Below are 21,913 nucleotides of genomic sequence, written 5' to 3'. Positions count from 1 at the left end.
TATGTATTGAATCTGCAAGGGGTTTGGATTTTGAGATCGTATATTAACCGGGTTCTGTGTTTCGTTTTGCGGGTTTGACTTTCTGTTTGTTACGAGTTTGATAGGTTGGGTTAAAAGTATGTCGCAAGTGTTTTGTGGCTGTTGCACAACTTTTTTTCTGAAAATAATAAAAGCCGGCGCACGCTTGCGTGAAACGGAAGTGCGTGTTCCACGTTGAAGGCACGCGTTACCTGCGCTAAACGCGCGCCAGCTTCTTTGTTATACGATGCGTAACAGCCGCCACGTCTCGCTTGCGCTATCCGATAGCCTCAATGATGATAGGATGAGATGATCTCCTAATAGCGGGACCAAGGGTGCGTACCGTTGAATAATTGACAATTGACAGTTTACAATTGACAATTGCGCTTGATTGTTAAAAAAATGTACTTATTTATTTGCGGAGAAAAAAGAAATATAACCTGCAAAAAATGCGGAGAATAAATAAATAATCTCCGCAAAAAATACTGAGAATATATTCTCTTGCGGAGAATAATTGCATAATTACTGCAAAAAATGCGGAGAATAGATTGAAAATGTGGAGAATAATAGATATATTTGACGCATAAAATGCGGAGAATAAATGTATATCTATCAACATGCCGACTGGCCGGGATTCGTATGGGATGAAGCAAAACTCACCGGATTATTAGCAGAAGTTAGCCATAAGCAGGGACGGCTCATCGGTCGTATGGAGCGGTTAGGGTTTTCATTGCAAAGTGAAGCCAGCTTGTTGAATATGACCTCCGAAATTCTCAAATCCCATGAAATTGAAGGTGAAATACTTGATTCTGATCAGGTAAGATCTTCTATCGCCAGGAGATTTGGGATGAATATTGCCGGACTGGTGCCATCTGACCGTTCCATAGATGGCGTGGTAGAAGCGATGATTGACGCTACCCAGGGCTTTGAATCCCCCTTGACTGAGAGCCGTTTATTTGGGTGGCATGCAGCCTTATTTCCAACAGGACATAGCGGTATGCACCGAATTGTCGTTGGTGCATGGCGTGATAATCATCCTGATGATCCTATGCAGGTGGTATCCGGTGCCATGGGGAAAGAGAAAGTACACTTCCAAGCCCCGCCAGCAAACCAGCTCTCAAGAGAGATGACAAAGTTTTTCAAATGGTTTAATACCACTACAATGATGCAACCCATCATAAAGGCGGGTGTAGCCCACCTTTGGTTTATCACTATCCATCCGTTTGATGATGGAAATGGCCGGTTGGCGAGAACAATCACGGATATGCAACTAACCAGGGCGGATAAAATAAAACAACGCTTTTACAGTATGTCTACTCAAATCCGCCAGGAACGTAAAGCTTACTATCAGATCCTTGAGAAAACTCAGAAAGGTTCACTAGATATCACTGCCTGGCTCGAGTGGTTTCTCGCTTGTCTCGGGCGTGCATTGGACACTGCTGAAGATACATTATCGGGTGTCATCTATAAAGCCAGGTACTGGGATTTGCTAGTATCAAAAAGCCTGAATGACAGGCAAAGACTTATGTTGAACAGGCTACTTGACGGTTTCTATGGTAAGCTAACAACCTCCAAATGGGCAAAAATCACCAAGTGTTCGCAAGATACGGCACTGAGAGACATTCAAAATCTAATCGATCAGGATGTACTGGAAAAAGAAAATGCAGGTGGCCGCAGTACCAACTACAGGTTGATAGCACTTAACTCTGAGAATAATTGAGCTATTGGCGGTAGGCCGCATAACTTTGCGCAAGCGGTATGTGACTGCAGCACCATGCTTTCGGCAAAATTCCCTTACATAGCTAGCGCATCATGTGTTGAGGTTTCGCAGCAGTCGTCAATAAAACGGCCTATCCGACACTTTCATTCCACAAGTTTATGTATTCATTTTTGGGATCATATTTGGCGGCCTGGCTTTCAACGTTGAAATACCGGTCTTTTCTGGGGTCATTGCCTACACCGGCCATGTAATTCCAGTTTCCCCAGTTACTGGCAGGATCATAGTCGATCAGCAATGACTCAAAATAGGCCGCTCCCCAGGTCCATTTGACTTTGAGGTCGTGCGCCAGAAAACTTGCCACAATCTGGCGACCACGGTTTGACATGAAGCCGGTGGAATTCAGTTCCATCATGTTGGCATTAACAAATGGCTGGCTGGTTTTGCCTTCGCACCACTTTTTAAAAGCATCTTTATCTTCATTGAATTCAATTTCTCTTTCCCTGATGCCGTTGACCCTGAATAACTTGGCACCGTGCTTTTTTGCGATGAACCTGAAATAATCCCGCCAGACAAGCTCAAAGATAAGCCAGTAGGTGGATGAATTTTTGATAATTTCCGCTTCATATTTTTTCACTTCATAGTAAATTGTCCTGGGTGAAATGCATCCCAATGCTAACCAAGGTGAAAGTTTTGAAGAGTAGTTGGCCCCAATTAAACCATTGCGAGTCTCCTTGTACTTGCTCAAAAGCTTGGTTTCCCACAAGTAGTTTTTTAATCTTTCCAGCGCTGCTTTTTCACCTCCCTGAAAATCCAGCACCACCCTGGAATCGATCTCAGGCATGTTCAATCCCAGGTCTTCCAAAGTTGGAATTTCTTCAGAGTCTACCCGTGCAAAAGTCCTGACTTCATTGACCGCAGGCATCAAATCCCTGATAAACGACTCCGTTTCTGCCTGTTTTCTAAAATCAGTAAATATTTCAGGCAGCCGCTTGATAGGCCATGGAATATCGGCAAGATTGTACAAAGTGCTTTGCCAGAAGAGTTCGAATTCAATACCGGCGCCCCACAGCTTTTGTTCCAGCAAATTTTCTATGTTTGTTTCCCCGATAGCGGCTTCTTTGCTGGCCAATACAGTTTTCACCTTTAATTCCCGGGCAAGTGCTGGTATGACTTCAGTGGGATCACCCATCTTGACGATGAGCGTACTGCCTAGTGCCATTAGCGTGTTTTTCAAGGTAGCGACAGATTCTAACAGGAACTTGGCCCGGTAAGGCCCTGTGCGGTTAAATCCTTGATTAGACAGGGCAAATTCGCGCGGATCAAAGCAATATACCGGATAAATATCTGTAAAATTCTCCAATGCATTTGACAAGGTAACATTATCTTTAACCCTCAAATCTTTCCTGAACCAAACCAATGCTTTCATTTTAACTGTTTTTTAAACCGACCTTTATGCAAAAATTGCATTGGAAGAACGTTTAGGGTATATATTTGTTTGCTGCCTGTCTGGATTTAGCCCAGTTGAATGAAGACTTCGGTTTTTTCTTTTTTACACCGGCTTTCAGCTTGCCTCTATTGTCCAGGGTGTACATTATTCTATCCCTTAATTCAAACTTTCCGCCATGGTAGGGAAGATCGATCTGCCTGCAGATTTCTATCAACTCATCTTTTAACCAATACCATTGATTAAATTCTGTGCCTGATTTTATTTCTGCAAAGTCCGGTTTTTTTATTTGTTGACTATTGCCTTTACATCTTACATGTTCCATAAATTCAGATTTGATGGTTTTATTCAAAATATTTTAGATTTAAGTGATAATAAGATGATTTAATTTTAAAACTCCATGATACATGAAATGTTTGAATGGCAAAAAACATATAATTTTCCTCCTCCTGATCCTGGCAGCAAATTATGCTAATGCGCAACTGTATCCCGAGCTTAAAAAAGTAAAGGATAATCCCGACCTGGCGACGGTTGTTATTTACAGAACTCCCCAGTATTTTTCCGCTGCCCAAAACTGGGCTATTTTTGAAAGCGGGGATAAGATATGCAAGTTGAGCAATAAAAAGTTCATCATTTACCAGCGAGAACCCGGTGACTCCGATTTTAGGGTCCAGGTTGGCGGTGTACAGCTCTGGCCTAAAAAGGTGACCGGACTAAAAATACCATTGGAAGCAGGCGAGGTATACTTCATCAAAACGAATGTTAAAACCAGTTTTACAAGGACCAGGGTAGAGCTTACGGAGGTTACTGAACGTACGGCGAGGCGTGAGATGGAAAAACTGACGCTGGACAGGTGTAGTTTAGAGGATTAAAAATAGCCATGCACAGGCAATTAAATCAGGCATACCGAAGAGATTGTGTCATAGGCATTATGTTTCCAGTCTTGGCTATGTAGTTGCTTCGAAGTCTTTAGGCTGCTTACAGCGTTTAGGGCCGGATCAATTTTTGCTCTGACAGCAATCTGTTAGAACCCTTTATCCAGTATGTTAAGATGTTATCTGATTCAGGTACAACTCAAAATCATACTATGACTTCCTGTTAAAATCATTTGTTAGCCTGGGGCTGTGCGATAACCCGGTTATTTGTGAAGCATATTTCAGAACGGGATTGATCATGCGATTAATTCAGAAATATGCTTTGGATTTTAAATAATTTATCTTGAATTATTACATAGCGCCGGTTTTATTATTTTATTTAACTATTTTCTTAGTATTGAACTACGATTTTTCTGGCATCCATTCATACCGCCGATATTAAATTTTATGGTGTAAGTACCACTGCTGCTACCTTTTCTTTCAAATTCATCGTCATATGGTTTTATCCTTTCCAAATAAAAAAATCAATATTTTCGAACTATTGTTTACTATTTATGCTAGTATTTTTACTAAATTTACTGGTAAATATATACTCTGAACGTGAGGACATTTGGCAGTCTGCTGAAGGCAGGGTACCAGCCCAGAAACTTCACCTGGCTGTACCGTAAAAACGAGGAGGATCCATACATACAATTTTGTCGCTATAAATACGGGGATGCCGGTAAAAAAACGCCCATTTACAAACCCTACAACAGGAAATGCCAGCCGGAACTCCTGTATATCCATCCCTATTTTCCCAACAAGCCGGTCATCGCCGTTCAAATAATAAAACCCTTCCCGTTTGGTAAAGCAAGAACAGTGCATTACCTCGATAAGGGTATTCTTACCGTTACAGCGCATATGAAATTTACGGAAGTGGATATTTATAAATTTCCGACCTTTTTCAAACCTATTTATGAACAGTATAAATAGGTAAATCTGTGCTTAATCTTTTTCGATGGTTTCGCTCAGCCATTCACCTTCCGGACTGATCTTCAGGTTGATTTCCGTATCCTCGTTTTCCAGTTCCGCCAGGTATCTGTGGAAACCTTCTGTATCTACATAATTGATCTTATCAAACTTGTCCTTGTATTTGCTGGCGAGGTTTTCTCTGATATCCTGAGGCAGCACATCCTGGTAAGGTATGGCGTTGTTGAATCTCCGTGCGGCGACTGCTTCCTGCTTTCTTTCTGCAAACCTGCTAGGGCCACTGTTTTGAGGTAATAGGCCTCCGGGGAAAAGAAGTAAAACAGGTTTTACAAGGTCAGGTACATACGATTGTGGCCGCACTTTAGCCGGAAGATTAAGGATTGGTTAAAAATTCCGGCAAATTGAGTGAAAATCCATTTTTCCAGGGGCTTTTAACGGATTTTTACAGGTGACTATTAAAATACAAAATTTTCTGTATAGTTTTGCCTTATGCAGGTACGGTGGTATAATTGCTGTAATTACCTTTTTATCCTTGAAGAGGATAAAAAACCAATGGTTATGTAACCAAAAGCAAATATCAATCGTTTGATTTAATCAAATGATTAATTTAGACAAGTAGTTATGGTATGACCTGGCGTCATACTATGACTGAAATCGACTCCATACCATGAAACACTTCATAAATCATAAAAACATCGCCACAAAGATCGGAGCTATTTTAAAATCGGCCGGGGCAATACATCATGATCCTACGGACCAACATGCTTTGAGAAATGATCTGGGCCTGGATTCATTGGACCAGGTAGAAGCTGTGATCATGATCGAAAAATTTTATGGCATAGAAATTCCTGAGGAGATTGTGGAAAATATTGTCACAGTAGGCGATTTGGTGGAGGCCGTATCGGTTGAATTAAACCGTAATGGTCCTCCAATAAATTTTTGATTTAATCATATGATTAAATATTTTGATTTAATACTTTTGTATCATGAAACAGGAAAATGATCTATTAGCAACTCAAAGTACCGAAGAGCGTATCAAAGAAGCTGCCGCCCGGGTTTTTGTGAAAAAGGGCTTTGCCGCGACAAAAACAAGGGATATTGCCGAAGAGGCGGGCATCAACATTGCTTCACTTCACTATTATTACCGGAGTAAAGATAAACTCTTCGAGATTGTTATTGGCGAAGCCCTCAGGAAGTTTTCCGGGGCAATGGATGAGATACTGAGCAGTATCGAACCGGTACACCTGAAGATCCGCAAGTTTGTGCATAGATATATTGATTTCTTCAAGGAGAACCCTTATGTCCCGCTGTTTATTATGTCAGAGTCTCAGAGTAATCCTGATAAAGTCGACAAAATGCTCGACACCCAGCAGCATATTAATATACTTAAGAAACAATTGGAGGAATTGGCAGACAAAGGTGTGATCCGGTCAGTCCATCATGCACACTTCTTTATGAATTTAATCAGTCTAACGGCCTTCCCTTTTATATCAAAGGCCTTAATGATGCGTAAGGTTAACCTTTCGTCAGAAGCTTATGATAAACTATTGGAGGAAAGGAAGGAAATGATTCCGGAAATGATTATGAGTTATTTTTATCTGAAAAAACCGGATTAAATTTTTACCCTTTATTTAATCAAATGATTACATCAAAAAATTTAATAAAATGATAAAATTAACAATGCAAACCGGAATATTCATCCGGTATTTAATGCTAGCAACCATTCCTGCACTATTTATACAATGTTCAGGTACCACAGGAAAAGAAAGCGACAAGCAGCCACTCGTTGCCAGTGACATCAAGTCTTTTAATACAATGCGTGTTGAACCGGCAGAAATAGAACGAAGTCTCAACATTACCGGCCGTGTCATCGCTATGCAAAAGATTCACGTGATTGCCCAGGTACAGGGTATAGCCGTCACTACTGCCAAACCCTTTAAAGAAGGGGTGAGCTATCAACGCGGAGAAGTGCTCATAGCCATTGAAGACACCGATTTCAGCTATAATCTGGCGGCACAAAAAAGTCAGTTCATGAACGCCCTGGTACGGATTATGTCTGACCTGAAATTTGATTACCCCGCTTATTTTGAAGCATGGAATGCTTATTTGTCGACAGTGGATGTGGTTAAGCCTATTCCGAAATTACCCGAGGTGACCGACAGGCAACTGCGATATTTTTTAGTTGCCAACAATATCTTTGATTTGTATTATAACCTCAAAAGCCAGGAGGAAATACTTAAGGATTTTACGGTTTATGCCCCTTTTGATGGCGCCGTTACCACAGCTCAGGTTGATCCCGGAGACCTGATAAGATCAGGGGTTAAACTAGGCGAATTTATACGCACGGATGTTTATGAGGTAAAAGCCGCAGTTTCTGCCACTGATTTAGCCTATCTAACCATAGGGCAATCTCTTGACTTATACGCGCGAAACCTGGATCAAAAATTTACTGCCAGGGTTGACCGTTTCGGCAAAAGCATCGACCCTTCTACGCAGGCGGTTGCAGTTTTTCTAAAGGTAAAGGGAAAAAATCTCCGGGAGGGGATGTATCTGGAGGCCCTTGTCCCGACCCAATCTTTTGCTAATGCTGTGGAAATTCCAAAAGATGTACTCACCAGGAAAAACCAGGTGTACACCATTGGCGACTCGGTGGTCAGATTAAAAGATGTAAAGCCGCTTGAATACAGGCAAAATTCAGTCATCGTTCAAGGCCTGTCTCATGGTGAGGCAGTGATCACAGACCGGATTTTATCTCCTGTACTGGGCGCCAAGGCTATTTCAAAATAGATAAGTCATGAAAGGAACCATTAAATATTTAATTCAACATCCCACGCTTGTCAATTTGTTTGTTTTCCTGTTGGTAGGGATCGGGATATTAAAGTTGATCCAAACGCAAAAGACGAACCTGCCACAACAAAAAGTTCGCTTTGTCGATGTTAGCATCCCTTATCCCGGTGCAAGTCCGAGTGAAGTAGAGGAGGGCGTTACGGTCAAGATTGAAGACAATCTGGAAGGTATTATGGGTATTGACAGGGTGACTTCCACGTCACAGGATAATCAGGCTACCATTGAAGTGGAACTGGAAGAATATGCAGACGCGGACAAGATTTTGGTGGAGGTAAAAAATGCGGTAGATAAGATCAACAATTTTCCCGCGGGTGTGGAACCCCCTACGGTCGAAAAAAGGGATCCCATGGACATTACCATCAGCATGGGGTTGGTGGGAGACGTGCCGTTGCAAACGATGAAAGACTATGCCGAAGAAATCCGGGACGACCTGCTGTTCCAAGACGGGCTTTCACAGGTATTTGTAGATGGTGTACCTGATGAGGAAATAGAAATCCGTGTCAGGGAAAATGACTTGAGAGCCTACAACCTTACCATGGAAGAAGTAAAAAACGCCATTAGCAACTCTAATCTGGAAACCTTTGGAGGAAATATTGAGACCGGAAATGAAAATATCAACATCAAGGCAGAAAACAAAGGCTACTTTGCCAAAGACTTGAAAAACATTATCGTCAGGGCCGACAGTGACGGCAAAATTGTCTATCTCAAAGATGTGGCTGACATGGCCGATCAGTTTGAAGATGCCCCCTCAGCCCGGTATTTGCTAGGTGAGCGGCTTGTGGTAATCAATACGTATACGCTTACTTCGGAAGACATCCTGGATAATGCAGCCTTTGTCAGGGAGTATATTGAAAATTTCAATGCCTCCCATGATGGTATTCAGTTGAATGTGCTTGAAGATGGAACAGTGAACCTAACCAACCGGCTTAAAACCATGGTAAATAATGGTATCGTGGGCGTGATGCTCGTGCTTTTGGTACTGGCCTTATTTCTGGACCGGTATCTGGCGATGTGGGTGGCTTTAAAAATTCCGGTGGCAATCATCGGCATGTTTGTGATGATCGATATTTATGAGGCTACCATTAATGTGGTGTCCTTGTTTGGGTTTATTCTTGTGCTGGGAATTTTAGTGGATGATGGTGTGGTTATTGGCGAGAACATTTATCAACATGCCAAAGAAAAAGGCAAGAAGCCACTGAGAGCGGCCTTGGATGGCACCATGGAAATGATTACGCCCGTGTTGATCTCCCTGTCCACCACAGCAGTCGCTTTTTCACTTTTTTTATTCCTGCCCACACAGGCCGGAGAGTTTTTTGGAGAGGTGGCCTTTGTGGTGATCGCTGTGCTTTTTGTAGCACTTATTGAAAGCTTTTTTATTTTACCCACCCACCTTGCCCACTCCAAAGGTTTAAGAGGTAATACAAGGCTTACCAAAATCGAAAAATGGGCTACAGGGCTCATGACATTCCTGAGAGACAAAGTGTACCTGCCCATATTCAACAGGAACGTAGTAGGTAAATTATATCCGAAAGTGCTGACATTCATCGCTTTTATTGCTCTACTGGCTGGTTCTCTTAGCCTGGTAGGGTTTGGGGTTGTCAATTTTACATTTTTCCCCAACCTTGACGACGATGCCATTTTCATAGAACTCGAACTGCCTCCCGGAACCCCTGTGGAGGTTACCAAAGGCAAACTGCAGGCCATCGAGGAAGCCATTTGGCGGGTTGATGAGGTATATTCTTCCAAAAGAAAAGATGGTGATAAAGTCGTGCGGTTTGTAGAACAGATAACCGGGCCGCTGGATAACCAGGGCGAGCTCAAAGTGACTTTTTTAAATGGTGAAATCAGGGATATCAGTTCTTTTCAATTGAGCAATGACATCAGGGCTGAAGCGCCGCCCATCCCGGAGGCAACCCGTTTGATTTACGGACTGGGGGCCTCGGCATCTTTGTTTGGTCTGCCGGTTTCATTTGCGTTGAAAAGTAAAGACCTGGATGATCTCAGAAAAGCCAAGGACGAACTGAAGGCTGGGATGCAGGGAATGCGTGAGGTAAAAGATGTTTCTGATAATGATATGGAGGGTATTCAGGAACTCCGGGTTAAGCTAAAACCGCAGGCAGAGTTGCTGGGACTCAACCTCGCCTATGTAATGAGACAAGTGCGATCCGGATTTTTCGGGTTGGAAGCCCAGAGTTTGCAAAGGGAAGATGAGGAAGTTGAGATTTGGGTCAGATATCCGGGGGAGGGAAGAAGTTCTAAAGATCAATTGCTGGACATGCGCATAAGAATCCCGGATGGTCGCGAATATCCGTTTCGTGATATCGCCTATGTGGAAGAAGGTGTTGGAAACCTTACCATTAATCACCTCGGGGGCAGGAGGGAAATCCGTATAGAAGCGAATGTGGCGAACATAAACGTTTCGGCACCAAAAGCTATTGCGGCCGTTGAAGAAAATGTATTGCCGGCTATTTTGCAAAAATACCCGTCGGTTTCCTACTCGGTCGAGGGGCAAAACAGGATGTCTTTCAAACTGTTAAAGGCGATTTCAGTGGTTGGCCCTATTGTGTTAATTTTCATTCTGGCCTTAATTGTCGTCAACTGTAATTCATTTTCTCAAGGTATATTGGTTTTTTCCCTTTTCCCTTTTGCATTGATAGGAGTTATTATTGGCCATTGGATACATAATACACCGCTTAGCATTTTTTCACTCATCGGTACAATTGCGCTTATCGGGGTATTTGTAAACAATGCTTTGGTATTCCTGTCCACGCTCAACGATCTTTTGAAGGCAGGCGTGGGGTTTGTGGAGGCGGTAGCCGAAACAGCCAGGTCGAGATTCAGACCTATTATCCTCACCTCGATCACAACCATTGCCGGTCTGGCACCCTTGATTGCTTCTGGCAGCCTTGGCGCCCAGTTTTTAAAGGGGCCGGCTATAGCGATTGCCTATGGCCTCGGTTTCGGAATATTCAATGTGTTGATATTACTGCCGGTATTTTTAATGATCACCAATAAATTCAGGCAGTTGTGGTATCACAAAATAAAAAAGCAAGCATTATCCCCGGCCGAAGTAGAGCCGGCTGTTAGAAAACTGAAGTATATTCTCAATGATTAACTCGAAAAAAATGGATTTAAAAAGCATCATAACAGGCATATCGTTGTGCTTTCTGGCAAGTGCCGGCTTTTCACAGAAGCTTTTGACCCTTGAGGAGTCAATCAGTATTGCCCTGGAAAACAATTACGATATCAAACTGGAAAAATACAATGTTGAAATGAATGAAAACAATGTATCAAGGGCGGTTTCAGGCCAGGCGCCATCCCTGGAAATAAATACGAGCTTTGAGTGGGGGTATGCAGAAGCCGAGACACAAACCCTCGGGCTGGCACCCGGGGAAGCTAACAATGCCCCTGTAGAACTGGATGGCACCTCTCGTGATTTACTGCTTCAGCCTCAGATTAACCTCCCCATTTTTGAGGGATTCAGAGGGAAATACAGGTTCAGGCAACTTAAAAATACCCACCGGATGAGCGAATTACAGCTCACCCTGGTTACTGAACAAACAATTACCAGAACGGTTTCAGCCTATCTGGAGGTGGCGAGGTTGCAATCGAGAATAGCCATTGATGAAGAAAACATTGCGATCTCGTATGACCGGTGGCAACGGCTGGTGGAGGATGCAAAATTTGGCACCACCAATTCCGTGAGAAGGTTGCAGGCAGCGGTAGATCTGAAGACAGACAGTGCCCATTACCGGAATACCATTTTAGTTTATGAAAATAGCCGCAGAAACCTCAATCTGGTCCTGGCACAACCATTGGATCAGGTTTTCACCGTACGGGAAGACATACTCCTGAGCAACGATCTTCAATACGGTCGGCTCGAAGAAGAAATGCAAATAAGCAATACAAGGCTCAACCTTTCACTGATGGCCATCAATGATGTCACTTATGAAGTGAAAATCAGTGAGGCTTCTTATTTTCCCAGAATTCAGGGGTATGCCAACTATACCTATTTCGATACGGAGGATGATGCCAATTTCATTCTGAGCAATACTGTTCAGGGACCCAACGTCGGGATAACGATGCGTTGGCCGGTATTCACTAGCGGGGCGAACCGGATCCGGCGTCAAAATTCACAAATAAAGCTGGACCAACAAAAAACCGCCCTCAACAACACCAGCCTCAACCTGGAAAGGGAATTAAGCAATGCTTTTGCCCAATACATGAACAACAAAGAACAGTTACGAATTGAAGTGTCTAACCTGGAGACTTTCGAAAGAAATTACTCGAAAACCAGGGAAGATTACGCTCTGGGGCTTGTTGACGCTTCGGATTTGAGAACAGCACAACTTAACCTCTCATCAGCCAGGAACCGGATTAACGATCTTGCCTACAACGTTAAACAATCTGAAATCACCTTACTGCAGTTAAGTGGAAGATTAACAAAATAGTAAAACCCTTTATAAATTTATCCTGTTATGGAAGCAATTGATGCAAAAGGAATATCAAACAATCAAAACAGGCGAGTAGTGACCGGTCTGGCCCGGGAGCTGTTTATACGGCATGGCTTTCTAAGAATAACCATGGACGACATTGCCTCCGGAGCCGGTATCTCTAAGAAGACACTATACCGATATTTCGAAAGTAAGGATCAACTGGTCAACACCTGTATTGCACAGGAGATTAATCAAATATATGTACATCTTGCCATTATACTTTCCTGCAATATCCGCTACGCCGAAAAATGGGATCACTGTATCAGGTTAATAACCCGGCGATCACAGGAGGCTGAAAGTGTGTTCTACCGGGACATTTTATCAAGACCAGGACAAATTCAACTTTTTAATAAAAAAAAGAGCCAGATTATCGATTTAATATTGAATAGTTTCGTTAACCATAATGACCGGGCACAACCTGGGCTTATTCTTGACTCCTTCCTGACATTGTTGCTACTATCTGTGTCAGGGCAGCCGGATGGAATCGACCGTAAAGTGTTTAGACAGATCGTTGTGCCTTTTTACGGTCAGGCCTATGATTTTTTTGAAAAATCTAGTGGCGGAAAAAGATCTCCGCAGCGATCAAAATTTGTAAAAGCTAAATGAAAGAAGCAGATAAGATGTCTCGCTTTGTGATGACAATACTGCCATGGGTGATGTTAACCGTTAATTTTACCCATGTTTTCGGGCAGGAAAGCTTATATAAGAGGGATAGTATCAATTATAGATTCGAAATTGAAGTAGGTACTGACAATGACCTCTTTGTAGCTTATACCCACACCGACAAATACTATACCTACGGTCTGAACCTGGGGCTTCGCTATGTGCCGTATCAAGAGAATTTTCTCAGGCGGGTGGCACCGTCCAGTAACAGATACTTTTTTCATTTTAGCATAAATTTAAAGGCGTATACACCCAACTACCTGGAAAACAACCCGGAACAAACATTAAGAAGACCTTTTGCAGGGTGGTTATATGGCGAATTTAGTACGATATATACTTTCGGGAATGCTGTATTTAAAATGGGTCTTCAAGCGGGCGTACTTGGGCCGGCAGCCCGTGCAGGTGATATACAAAACTGGGTTCATGAGCATATCTCCGGCGATCGCTTTGTGGATGGTTGGGATGAACAGATACCTAATCAGGCAGGAATAAATATGGTTACCTCTTATTCAAGAAAATTGCTGGGTACGACGGACCTTTGGGACAGCTACCTTACCGTTTCTGCGGCAGTTGGGAATATTTATACCTTTTTTTGGCCGCAATTTAACTTCCGGATCGGCAGATTTTTGCCGATTTCACAATCGATTTCCCTGGACAACGCAATTTTATCACCGCCTGATGGATATGAATTGTTTTTTGAGATAGGGCCTGGGGTTAAACTTACTGCTTACGATGCCACACTCCAGGGCAACCTGTTCAAAGAAGATACTTTCCTGAATGCGGAAGAGGTAAATAACATGACACCTACTGCACAAATGAGTATAAATTACTTAAAAAAAAGGTGGTCTGGTAAAATAAGTTATCACTACTCCGCAGGTGATATCACCAATGGTGACAGTCACTTTTTCGGACGTATTTTGCTGGCTTACCGGTTATAGGCGATGAGGTTTACCAAGAAATTTTTACGCTTTTTGAAGCGGTATCCGAAACAGGTATATGCCGCTATTTTGATCATTGGCTTTACTGTGGGGGCCAACCTCTATATTTTCCTGAAGCTTTCCGGGTTGGATGAGCAAAATAACCAGATGTTGTTGGAAAAGCATGGCTTTCATTGGATAATTCCTACATTGGCAGGTATTATTATTGGGGTAGGTTTTGGTTTATTGGAATTCAGTTTATTCCAGAAGTTATCGGGCCGTCTTAACAGGGTTAAGCTTTTTTTACTGAAATTCTTTACTTTTTCACTGGTGGTTATCACAAGTGCCGTGATTGTACACATGTCGGTTGCCATGATTCTGCATGGTGACCATCCTTCTGAAGCGTTTAAAAAAGTATGGCGCTATATTGATTCTGACATTTTCCTTTCGCTTTACATTTATCTGATGTTATTGGGGGCTACTTTAAACTTTTTCAGGGCCATTGGCAACCGGTTTGGGCATGGTATTATTTTCAATTATCTTATGGGTAAATACAGGATGCCTATCGAGGAAGACCGTACCTTTATGTTCCTGGACCTCAATAATTCAACTGGAATCGCAGAAAGGCTTGGTCATGTAAAGTACAGCCGTTTTTTACAAAAGTGCTTTAACGATCTCAACCAGGTGCTTCAAAAATACGATGCCCAAATCTATCAATATGTTGTTGATGAAGTTGTGCTTACATGGAAAAACGAAGACGTAATTAGAAAAAGGAGAATGATTGAGCTTTATTAATTTTTTACCCCAATACCTGACTACCCTCAGACTAAGGGGAAAAAGCAATTCAGTTTCCATTTACGGTATACCAAATGGCTAAAATGTAGCCATTTTATAAGACTATTGAATGAAGCATGTGGAATTTAGCAGAAAAAAAATATGGAAACTAAATCGAGATTTATCCACACATTAGCATGTAATGATACAAAAAAAGCGATTAAGTGGCTTTGTGATGTCTTTGATTTTTTTCTCCCGGTATTTAATACAAATCGAAAAAAAGCCGGGAGTGGAAGTATTCGTGATACCTCCGCTCGCCTGAGTTTCTGCCTTAATTAAAGTAGAATCAATAATTATTTGAAAACAATGATCAGAAATACCTAAAATTTCAAGAATCGATGAAAGTATAAATAAGCTCGAGAAGAAGTCCCACAGGGTCAGGATTTTATCACTATCCTTAAAAATTGCTGATGCGGTTACCTTGCTTATTGTCGCCGCGGTCTGCTTTTTAAATTCCTTTCAACCTACCGAAACGTCGATAGTTGATCATCCATCGAAGCGTGATACGATTGAAGAAAGCGCTATAAAATCAAAAATACGATTGGTCAGCAAAATAAATACTTCCAAAAATGTGCTTAGATACACCTTTGCAGATGATAGTAACATATACCTGCAACCAGGATCAGTAATTCAGCACATGAATAATTTTAGCAGATATACCAAGCGGGAAATTCAATTATATGGTGAGACCTGTTTCGAGGTATCGGAAGACTCTGAAAAACCTTTTATTGTGTATGCTAATAACCTGATTGAAAACGTTTTAGAAACCACTTTTAATATCAAATCCTTTGAAGATAGCCCCTCGATAGAGGTAGAACTTTTTACCGGAAAAGTTTCAGTGAAGGTTTTTGCTTGATGCACAGACAAAACACTAATAGCTTCACTTAGGGAGGGGCAATGGGCTGCTTTTGATGAATTGTACCAGCGCTACCGGGAAAGTTTGTATGGCCTGGATCTTGTTAAAAATTCTTCATTTGGAGTCAAACCGAAATAGAAATGATGATTATCTCCTGATTGCCCTGAAAAATGGTGATCAGGAGGCCTTTCATAAATTGTATGAAAGGTATGTATATCAGCTATATCCATTTGTATTGAAGATCTGCAAGTCCCCTGAGTTATCCGATGATGTAATTCATGATATTTTTGTAAAGATCCTAATTTTCTTAACAATCTTTCAGGCAGGGTGGCCGGGGTACAGATATCAATGGCCCTACCGGAGTGGGGTCTTTATCCAGGATAACTATACGAGGCGATTCTTCTTTTAATAATAATTCCCCCCTGTTTGTAGTAGATGGCATTCCAATTATATAACCAAACGGTAGTAAACCTGACCACTGAAGTGCAGTCAGGGGTGCAGGAAGCAGATTTCGGAAACGGTGCCGCCGAAATCAACCCTGATGACATCGAGTCGGGTTCCATTCTTAAAGGGCTAACTGCCTCAGCCTTGTATGGTACAGAGCGGCAAATGGTGTTGTTCTTATTATCACTAAAAAGGGGATGAAAAAAAGACCTGGGGATTAGCATTAATACTACTTTTTTTGCTGATAACCAACCTTATTGAACAGTCCCACAACCAAAACAAACTCAAATAACATTAATTTAAAAAAAACTTAATCTGTAATACTGGATTCTCAAAAGTAAATCCGGCTTATTTGGATTTACAAGATTTTTTTTCCCTAAAATGAACCGAGAATCAGAAAAAGCTACTATATCTGCTTTTGTTAATGGAAGTGAGGGTGCTTTCAGTGAGCTTTTTCGGAAATATTATCCCAGGCTCCTTCATTTTGTCATTAAAATGGTGAAATCCAGACATGATGCCGAAGAAATTGTGCAGGAAGTTTTTATTAAGCTTTGGAATTTACGGCACAAAGTAAACACCGAAAATTCTTTCAAGTCATTTCTTTTTACCATTACCCGAAACATGGCTTTCGATTACCTCAAGAAAGCCATAAGACATGATGAACTGACAGAGGCGCTCTGGGATAAATTGGAACTTATCAAAAATAACACGGAAGAAGCCATTCTTTTTGAGGATTGTAAGCGGATTACCAAAAAGGCCATCGAAACTTTACCACCCCGGAAACAGCTTATATTCAAACTAAGCAGGGAAAACGGGCTGACCCACGAAGAAATATCCCATCGGTTGGGAATCTCTAAAAATACCGTTAAAAATCATATGATTGAAGCACTGAAATCATTAAAATCCTACCTTATCTTAAGCGAAGAATTCTCTAAGAAATCAATTTTACTTTTGATACTTGCTTTACCGGTTTGACAGGCTTAGCCGTGTTTGCTTGTTGTAACTCCGGCTTTCAAGAAAATTTTTAAAAAAATTAAATGACACCTAGTCCTGTGTCATTTCGGAAGTAGTACTACTGATAGATGAGTAACTCCGGTAACATAAAAACATTAAATGAGCTCTTCAGAAAGTATATGGACAATACTTGCACCAAAGAAGAATTCAAAGTGTTATCTCAGCTTTTGAAGGATGGAAAAAATGAATATGAGGTAAAAGAGCTAATGGACGATTGTCTGAACAATTTGCCGGCGCCTGACCTTACCACAGAATCCCTGCAAGTAGAGCAAAAACTGAATAACGTTATTCATAAAATTCAACGACAGGAAAAGGATAAAACCCTGAAAACCAGGTCTTTTTACAAGACTGCATTTAAAGTGGCGGCCTCGGTGATCATAATTTTAGGTATGGGTTTGGCCATATATAAAACAGCATCGGATATAACGCACATCCACCACGTTACAAAAACCACACAAAGAGGCCAAAGGGCAACCATTACATTAAGTGATGGCTCCATCATAAAATTGAATGCTGAAAGCGCTGTAAGCTTTGAGGAAAAATTCACAGGTGATACCAGGGAGATAGCACTAACGGGAGAGGCGTTTTTCGAGGTAAAAAGAAATCCGGACAAGCCTTTTATTGTTAAAACCGGCGAGTTAAGTACCACAGTACTCGGTACTTCTTTTAACATTCAGGCATATCCGGAGAAAGATGAAATAGCAGTGACAGTAGCAACAGGTAAGGTTTTAGTGAAAACCAGGAACCAAAAGGGAACAGCCGGAAGCCAAATCCTTACTCCCAATCATCAGGTGACCTATCACACCTCTTCGGGAGAGATGGTAAAGCAAAAAGTTGATCCGGCTCATTTCCTTGCCTGGAAAAATGATGAGATAAGGCTTGATAAAACCACACTTTCGGAAGCTGTCGTTATTCTGGAAAGGTGGTATAATATTGAAATAGTTTTTGCAAACGAAGCCTTAGGCGATTGCCTGATAAGCGGTAAATACAACAGCGATAACCTTGTCAATATACTGGAGAGTATCAAGTACATTAAAGGAATCGAATATCGCATAGATGAAGACAAAGTAACTTTAGAAGGAAAGCCCTGTAACTAAAAATATGCCTATGATCAAAACCGGAGCCTAACTAAAAACCAGGAATATAAAACTAAAAAGACCCACCCTGCACCAACAGATAATGAGCCTTTCTATTCAAATAATTAATCCATTAATTAAATGAAATCAAATATACTAAAAATATTGATGTTCGCATCAAAGCAAGCCTTTTATGTCTTTATTGTACAGGTATTAGCCTTGCAGATTTTGTTTGCCAGCACTTCCAGTAGCCAGAGCATTAAAAAAGTAATGATCAATATACATGTTGAAAATGCAAGGCTGACAGAGGTATTTCATGCCATTGAGGAGCAAACGGTATTTGCCTTTATCTATGGCGAAAACGTCATCGAATCCAGGGAAAGATTTTTTCTTAATTTCGATAATACAAGCGTAGCTTACATTCTTAAAAAGGTCGGTGAGCAAAGCGGTTTGAATTTTAAGCAGATCAACACCAACATATCGGTTACAAAAGCCCTTGAACAAAAGTCCCTAAAACAGGAAAAAAGAGAAAACACCCCTGACATTGCGATTACGGGAAAGGTCACAGATGAAAATGGTGAACCCTTACCCGGTGCAACTATTTCAGTAAAAGGAACCTCAATTGGAACAGTATCTGACGTGGACGGTAATTTTAACTTAAATGTTCCTGAAAATGCTGTCTTATCCGTGTCATATGTAGGATATCAAACACTGAAAATCCCGGTTGCCAATCAAACCGACATCAGTATCAGCCTCGTGGGTGACGCACTTGGACTCAGCGAGGTAGTTGTAACGGCACTGGGCGTTAAAAGGGAGGAGAAACAGCTAGGTTATGCAGTCCAGGAAGTTAAAGAAGATGAACTGGAAAAAGTTCGGGATCATAATTATTTAAACTCTTTGAGCGGAAGGCTGGCTGGTGTTAATATTATTCAGGGGAATTCGGGTGTTGGATCGTCTGCACGGGTAATTATCAGGGGGGAAACTTCATTGAGTAGCGACAACCAGCCTTTGTTTGTTGTAGATGGGGTGCCAATTAATAATTTCACAAACCCCAGTATCACCGAACCTTCGAGTTCCGGGCCTCAGGAAGTGGATTACGGTAATGGCGCTTCCGAATTAAACCCCGATGATATTGCCTCCATAACTGTTCTGAAAGGGGCGAATGCAGCCGCACTTTACGGATCCAGGGCGGCCAATGGTGTCATATTGATTACCACCAAGCAAAGTAAAATGACCAAAGGACTTGATGTAACTTTTAATTTTACCACCACATTTGAAAATGTCCTTGTCATTCCCGACTGGCAAAACCGGTATGGCCAGGGTTCAGGAGGTCGATTTTCCTATGAGGATGGCCTTGGAGGAGGAGTAGAAGATAGTGAAGATACTAGCTGGGGACCTGAATTTGGGCCTACAGGTTCCATTCCTCAGTTTGACGGCCAATCAGTCGGGCCGGATGGGGAAGTTTTGAGGGGCGGGGATTGGCTCGCCCGGCGGGGTGCTCCAATTACCCCCACACCCTGGCTGGCAAGGCCGGATAACGTCAAAGATTTCTTTGAAACCGGTGTCACCACCACCCCGGGTATTGCCATTTCCGGGGGTAGCGAAAAAGGGGATTTCAGACTCTCATACACCCGAATGGATGCCAAAGGTGTAACGCCAAACAATGACCTTACCAGAAATACTTTTAGTTTGAAAACAAGGTATCGATTCAACGATATGTTTAGTGCCAGGATAACGGCCTCTTACCTCAATGGTGAATCTGACAACCGGCCGTCGATGGGTTATGGATCTGAAAATCCGATGTATGCTTTTGCGTGGTACGGGAGACAAGTGGATACGGATGCTTTAAAGGAATATTGGCAACGAGGGTTCGAGGGTATTCAGCAATTTAATTACAACAGTGCGTGGCACGATAATCCATACATGACAGCCTTTGAAAATACTAATGGATTTGCAAAAAACCGTCTCCTTGGAAATATTGCCCTCAATTTTCAATTTACAAGTGAGTTAAGCTTGATGTTACGAACCGGAACGGACTTTTTTTATGACAACCGGATCAGTAAAAGGGCAAACAGTACGCAAAGGTTTCCATTCGGTATGTACCGGGAAGATGATGTTTTCTTCCAGGAAACAAACTCAGATGTACTTTTAACTTACGAACGGAATACCGGCAGTGAAGTCCGGTTTACGCTTTCGGCCGGGGCCAACCGTATGCATCGGGTAAATACTTTTACCAGTAACATTGCCAATGAACTATCGGTGCCCGCATTATATACACTATCGAATAGCCGCATTCCCCTGGTTACCTCCCAGTTTGATACCGAAAAAAGAATAAACAGTATTTACGGTTTAGGACAAATTGCCTTCAGAGAGTACCTTTTTCTCGACATTACAGGACGGAATGATTGGTCCAGTGCCCTGACCAATCCTGATGGCAATATGGAATCTGACAACTCGTATTTTTATCCATCTGTGTCAATCAGTGCCATTGCTTCGGATATTTTTAATCTGCCGGAACCATTTTCATTCGTAAAAATCAGGGGTGGTTACGCAGAGGTCGGGAATGATACGGACCCATATCGCCTGGTATCTGTTTATGAATTCGGTATTCCTTATGGCTCCTCACAAACAGCCATTGAACAGGATGATTTGCCTAACCAAGACCTAAGGCCCGAAAGGCAAAAATCCTGGGAAATTGGTTTGGATCTAAGGCTTTTTAGTGGCCGTTTTAATCTTGATGCCACCTACTACAACACCAGAAGCGAGGATCAGTTGATCAGCTTACCGGTTTCCAGATCCAGTGGGTATGCCAGCCGTTTCGTAAATGGAGGTGTAATCAGAAATTATGGCGTCGAACTTATGCTTAACAGCAGGATTTTAGAATTTTCCAATGGTTTGACTGTCGACATATTTGCCAACTTCACCAAAAATCAAGGCAAGGTGATTGAAATACTGGATGATCAGGATGATTATGTTTATGCTGCAACAGCAGTAAACACCAGGCAGGAAGCACAAGTGTTTGCCATAAGCAGAAGAGGCGGGACTTTGGGGGATATTTATGGCACCGGATTTCAAAAAACCGAAGATGGTCAAATCATCTACAACTGGGACCCCAATGATCCAAATTCTATCCCTTTACCAATACCAGATCCGGAACTCAGACTTTTGGGTAACTATAATCCGGATTTTACACTAGGTTCAGGGGCCAAATTTGGCTGGAAAGGGCTAAGCTTTGATTTTTTATTTGATTGGAGAAAAGGAGGTGTAGTGGTGTCAAGAATGTTTGCTATCGCCACTACCGCCGGCAATACTGACATAACTGCCATCGGCCGGGAAGGGGGTGTTAAACCTGATGGGGTTTACAATGCAGGAACAAGTGAAAATCCCGATTATCAGCAGCTTCCGGACAATGCAAGAACACCTGCACAAACCTTTTACAAGGCATTTTACGATCGTAACCACGAAGAAAGCTCAACATTTGATGCTTCATTTGTCAAATTAAAAGAGGTTAAACTGACCTGCCAGCTCCCAAAAGTCATTCTTTCGGCGCTCCCTTTCGAAGCAGAAAGTATCTCTTTGGTGGGAAGAAACCTGAAACTTTGGACCGACCAGGGTTACTTTGATCCTGAGACTTTGACTTATGAAGGCAACAGCCCGGTTCCGGGTGTGGAGGAAATGGCCTATCCAAGTACCAGAAGTTATGGATTTAATATTAATGTGAAATTCTGATTTAAATAAGA

The 21,913-nt window shown here is 42.0% G+C and carries 20 protein-coding genes; 17 read left to right on the top strand and 3 right to left on the bottom strand.

The genetic code is table 11. The features are described from left to right. Positions 1-619: 619 nt before the first annotated feature. Complete coding sequence (locus AC04NP_RS24140) at positions 620-1,738, top strand: Fic family protein (protein ID WP_482862570.1); 1,119 nt, start codon at positions 620-622, stop codon at positions 1,736-1,738. A 130-nt stretch (positions 1,739-1,868) separates the two neighbouring features. Here AC04NP_RS24140 and AC04NP_RS24135 read toward each other — a convergent pair whose 3' ends face one another. Both AC04NP_RS24135 and AC04NP_RS24130 read right to left on the bottom strand, forming a co-directional pair. Continuing rightward, complete coding sequence (locus AC04NP_RS24135; protein ID WP_482862569.1) at positions 1,869-3,164, bottom strand: DASH family cryptochrome; 1,296 nt, start codon at positions 3,162-3,164, stop codon at positions 1,869-1,871. A gap of 52 nt (positions 3,165-3,216) precedes the next feature. Then, positions 3,217-3,507: an SAP domain-containing protein gene (locus AC04NP_RS24130; protein WP_482862568.1), complete on the bottom strand. Its 291-nt coding sequence runs from the start codon at positions 3,505-3,507 to the stop codon at positions 3,217-3,219. A gap of 82 nt (positions 3,508-3,589) precedes the next feature. Between AC04NP_RS24130 and AC04NP_RS24125 the strand changes: the two genes are divergently transcribed. Together AC04NP_RS24125 and AC04NP_RS24120 are read left to right on the top strand one after the other, a co-directional pair. Beyond that, positions 3,590-4,054, top strand: a complete 465-nt coding sequence (locus AC04NP_RS24125) for a hypothetical protein (protein ID WP_482862567.1) — start codon at positions 3,590-3,592, stop codon at positions 4,052-4,054. 603 nt (positions 4,055-4,657) lie between these two features. Then, a complete protein-coding gene (locus tag AC04NP_RS24120) occupies positions 4,658-5,029 on the top strand; it encodes a hypothetical protein (RefSeq protein ID WP_482862566.1) in 372 nt (123 codons plus the stop codon). A gap of 12 nt (positions 5,030-5,041) precedes the next feature. Here AC04NP_RS24120 and AC04NP_RS24115 read toward each other — a convergent pair whose 3' ends face one another. Then, complete coding sequence (locus AC04NP_RS24115) at positions 5,042-5,386, bottom strand: hypothetical protein (protein WP_482862565.1); 345 nt, start codon at positions 5,384-5,386, stop codon at positions 5,042-5,044. A 307-nt stretch (positions 5,387-5,693) separates the two neighbouring features. Here AC04NP_RS24115 and AC04NP_RS24110 point away from each other — a divergent pair, with 307 nt between their 5' ends. The 14 genes from AC04NP_RS24110 to AC04NP_RS24045 all read left to right on the top strand — a co-directional run bounded on the left by AC04NP_RS24110 (position 5,694) and on the right by AC04NP_RS24045 (position 21,902). Continuing rightward, positions 5,694-5,969 (top strand): acyl carrier protein, encoded by a 276-nt coding sequence (locus AC04NP_RS24110; protein WP_482862563.1) that lies wholly within the window; start codon positions 5,694-5,696, stop codon positions 5,967-5,969. A gap of 43 nt (positions 5,970-6,012) precedes the next feature. Further along, entirely contained in the window at positions 6,013-6,642 is a 630-nt protein-coding gene (locus AC04NP_RS24105) for a TetR/AcrR family transcriptional regulator (protein ID WP_482862562.1), read from the top strand. A 49-nt stretch (positions 6,643-6,691) separates the two neighbouring features. After that, positions 6,692-7,813: an efflux RND transporter periplasmic adaptor subunit gene (locus tag AC04NP_RS24100; RefSeq protein WP_482862561.1), complete on the top strand. Its 1,122-nt coding sequence runs from the start codon at positions 6,692-6,694 to the stop codon at positions 7,811-7,813. Positions 7,814-7,820: 7 nt separating this feature from the next. Continuing rightward, on the top strand, positions 7,821-10,988 hold the full coding sequence (locus tag AC04NP_RS24095) for an efflux RND transporter permease subunit (protein ID WP_482862560.1): 3,168 nt from the start codon (positions 7,821-7,823) through the stop codon (positions 10,986-10,988). A 10-nt stretch (positions 10,989-10,998) separates the two neighbouring features. Then, positions 10,999-12,324: a TolC family protein gene (locus AC04NP_RS24090; RefSeq protein ID WP_482862558.1), complete on the top strand. Its 1,326-nt coding sequence runs from the start codon at positions 10,999-11,001 to the stop codon at positions 12,322-12,324. Between the two features lie 27 nt (positions 12,325-12,351). Beyond that, positions 12,352-12,975 (top strand): TetR/AcrR family transcriptional regulator, encoded by a 624-nt coding sequence (locus tag AC04NP_RS24085; RefSeq protein ID WP_482862557.1) that lies wholly within the window; start codon positions 12,352-12,354, stop codon positions 12,973-12,975. After that, positions 12,972-13,970 carry a lipid A-modifier LpxR family protein gene (locus tag AC04NP_RS24080; RefSeq protein WP_482862556.1) on the top strand — a complete coding sequence of 333 codons (999 nt, stop codon included), beginning with the start codon at positions 12,972-12,974 and terminating at the stop codon, positions 13,968-13,970. The genes AC04NP_RS24085 and AC04NP_RS24080 overlap by 4 nt, the downstream gene beginning before the upstream one ends. Before the next feature lie 33 nt (positions 13,971-14,003). Beyond that, positions 14,004-14,744, top strand: coding sequence for a hypothetical protein (locus AC04NP_RS24075; protein ID WP_482862555.1), 741 nt, complete (start codon positions 14,004-14,006; stop codon positions 14,742-14,744). Positions 14,745-15,204: 460 nt separating this feature from the next. Next, positions 15,205-15,639 carry a FecR domain-containing protein gene (locus AC04NP_RS24070; protein WP_482862554.1) on the top strand — a complete coding sequence of 145 codons (435 nt, stop codon included), beginning with the start codon at positions 15,205-15,207 and terminating at the stop codon, positions 15,637-15,639. A 118-nt stretch (positions 15,640-15,757) separates the two neighbouring features. Further along, positions 15,758-16,048: an RNA polymerase sigma factor gene (locus tag AC04NP_RS24065; RefSeq protein WP_482862552.1), complete on the top strand. Its 291-nt coding sequence runs from the start codon at positions 15,758-15,760 to the stop codon at positions 16,046-16,048. Between the two features lie 26 nt (positions 16,049-16,074). Next, positions 16,075-16,284, top strand: a complete 210-nt coding sequence (locus AC04NP_RS24060; RefSeq protein ID WP_482862551.1) for a hypothetical protein — start codon at positions 16,075-16,077, stop codon at positions 16,282-16,284. A gap of 180 nt (positions 16,285-16,464) precedes the next feature. Beyond that, positions 16,465-17,058, top strand: a complete 594-nt coding sequence (locus AC04NP_RS24055) for an RNA polymerase sigma factor (protein ID WP_482862550.1) — start codon at positions 16,465-16,467, stop codon at positions 17,056-17,058. A gap of 107 nt (positions 17,059-17,165) precedes the next feature. Continuing rightward, entirely contained in the window at positions 17,166-18,194 is a 1,029-nt protein-coding gene (locus tag AC04NP_RS24050) for a FecR family protein (RefSeq protein ID WP_482862549.1), read from the top strand. A gap of 120 nt (positions 18,195-18,314) precedes the next feature. Then, entirely contained in the window at positions 18,315-21,902 is a 3,588-nt protein-coding gene (locus tag AC04NP_RS24045; RefSeq protein WP_482862548.1) for a SusC/RagA family TonB-linked outer membrane protein, read from the top strand. Positions 21,903-21,913: the final 11 nt, after the last annotated feature.

The sequence above is a fragment of the Agaribacillus sp. DX54 genome, assembly GCF_056858335.1.
This window is presented reverse-complemented; position numbering and strand designations above follow the sequence as displayed.

Coding starts and splice junctions, on each gene's coding strand:
- AC04NP_RS24050 (WP_482862549.1), top strand. CDS start 17,166: ATGAGTAACTCCGGTAACATAAAAACATTAAATGAGCTCTTCAGAAAG.
- AC04NP_RS24135 (WP_482862569.1), bottom strand. CDS start 3,164: ATGAAAGCATTGGTTTGGTTCAGGAAAGATTTGAGGGTTAAAGATAAT.
- AC04NP_RS24100 (WP_482862561.1), top strand. CDS start 6,692: ATGATAAAATTAACAATGCAAACCGGAATATTCATCCGGTATTTAATG.
- AC04NP_RS24090 (WP_482862558.1), top strand. CDS start 10,999: ATGGATTTAAAAAGCATCATAACAGGCATATCGTTGTGCTTTCTGGCA.
- AC04NP_RS24045 (WP_482862548.1), top strand. CDS start 18,315: ATGAAATCAAATATACTAAAAATATTGATGTTCGCATCAAAGCAAGCC.
- AC04NP_RS24110 (WP_482862563.1), top strand. CDS start 5,694: ATGAAACACTTCATAAATCATAAAAACATCGCCACAAAGATCGGAGCT.
- AC04NP_RS24095 (WP_482862560.1), top strand. CDS start 7,821: ATGAAAGGAACCATTAAATATTTAATTCAACATCCCACGCTTGTCAAT.
- AC04NP_RS24080 (WP_482862556.1), top strand. CDS start 12,972: ATGAAAGAAGCAGATAAGATGTCTCGCTTTGTGATGACAATACTGCCA.
- AC04NP_RS24125 (WP_482862567.1), top strand. CDS start 3,590: ATGAAATGTTTGAATGGCAAAAAACATATAATTTTCCTCCTCCTGATC.
- AC04NP_RS24130 (WP_482862568.1), bottom strand. CDS start 3,507: ATGGAACATGTAAGATGTAAAGGCAATAGTCAACAAATAAAAAAACCG.
- AC04NP_RS24055 (WP_482862550.1), top strand. CDS start 16,465: ATGAACCGAGAATCAGAAAAAGCTACTATATCTGCTTTTGTTAATGGA.
- AC04NP_RS24060 (WP_482862551.1), top strand. CDS start 16,075: ATGGCATTCCAATTATATAACCAAACGGTAGTAAACCTGACCACTGAA.
- AC04NP_RS24140 (WP_482862570.1), top strand. CDS start 620: ATGTATATCTATCAACATGCCGACTGGCCGGGATTCGTATGGGATGAA.
- AC04NP_RS24085 (WP_482862557.1), top strand. CDS start 12,352: ATGGAAGCAATTGATGCAAAAGGAATATCAAACAATCAAAACAGGCGA.
- AC04NP_RS24105 (WP_482862562.1), top strand. CDS start 6,013: ATGAAACAGGAAAATGATCTATTAGCAACTCAAAGTACCGAAGAGCGT.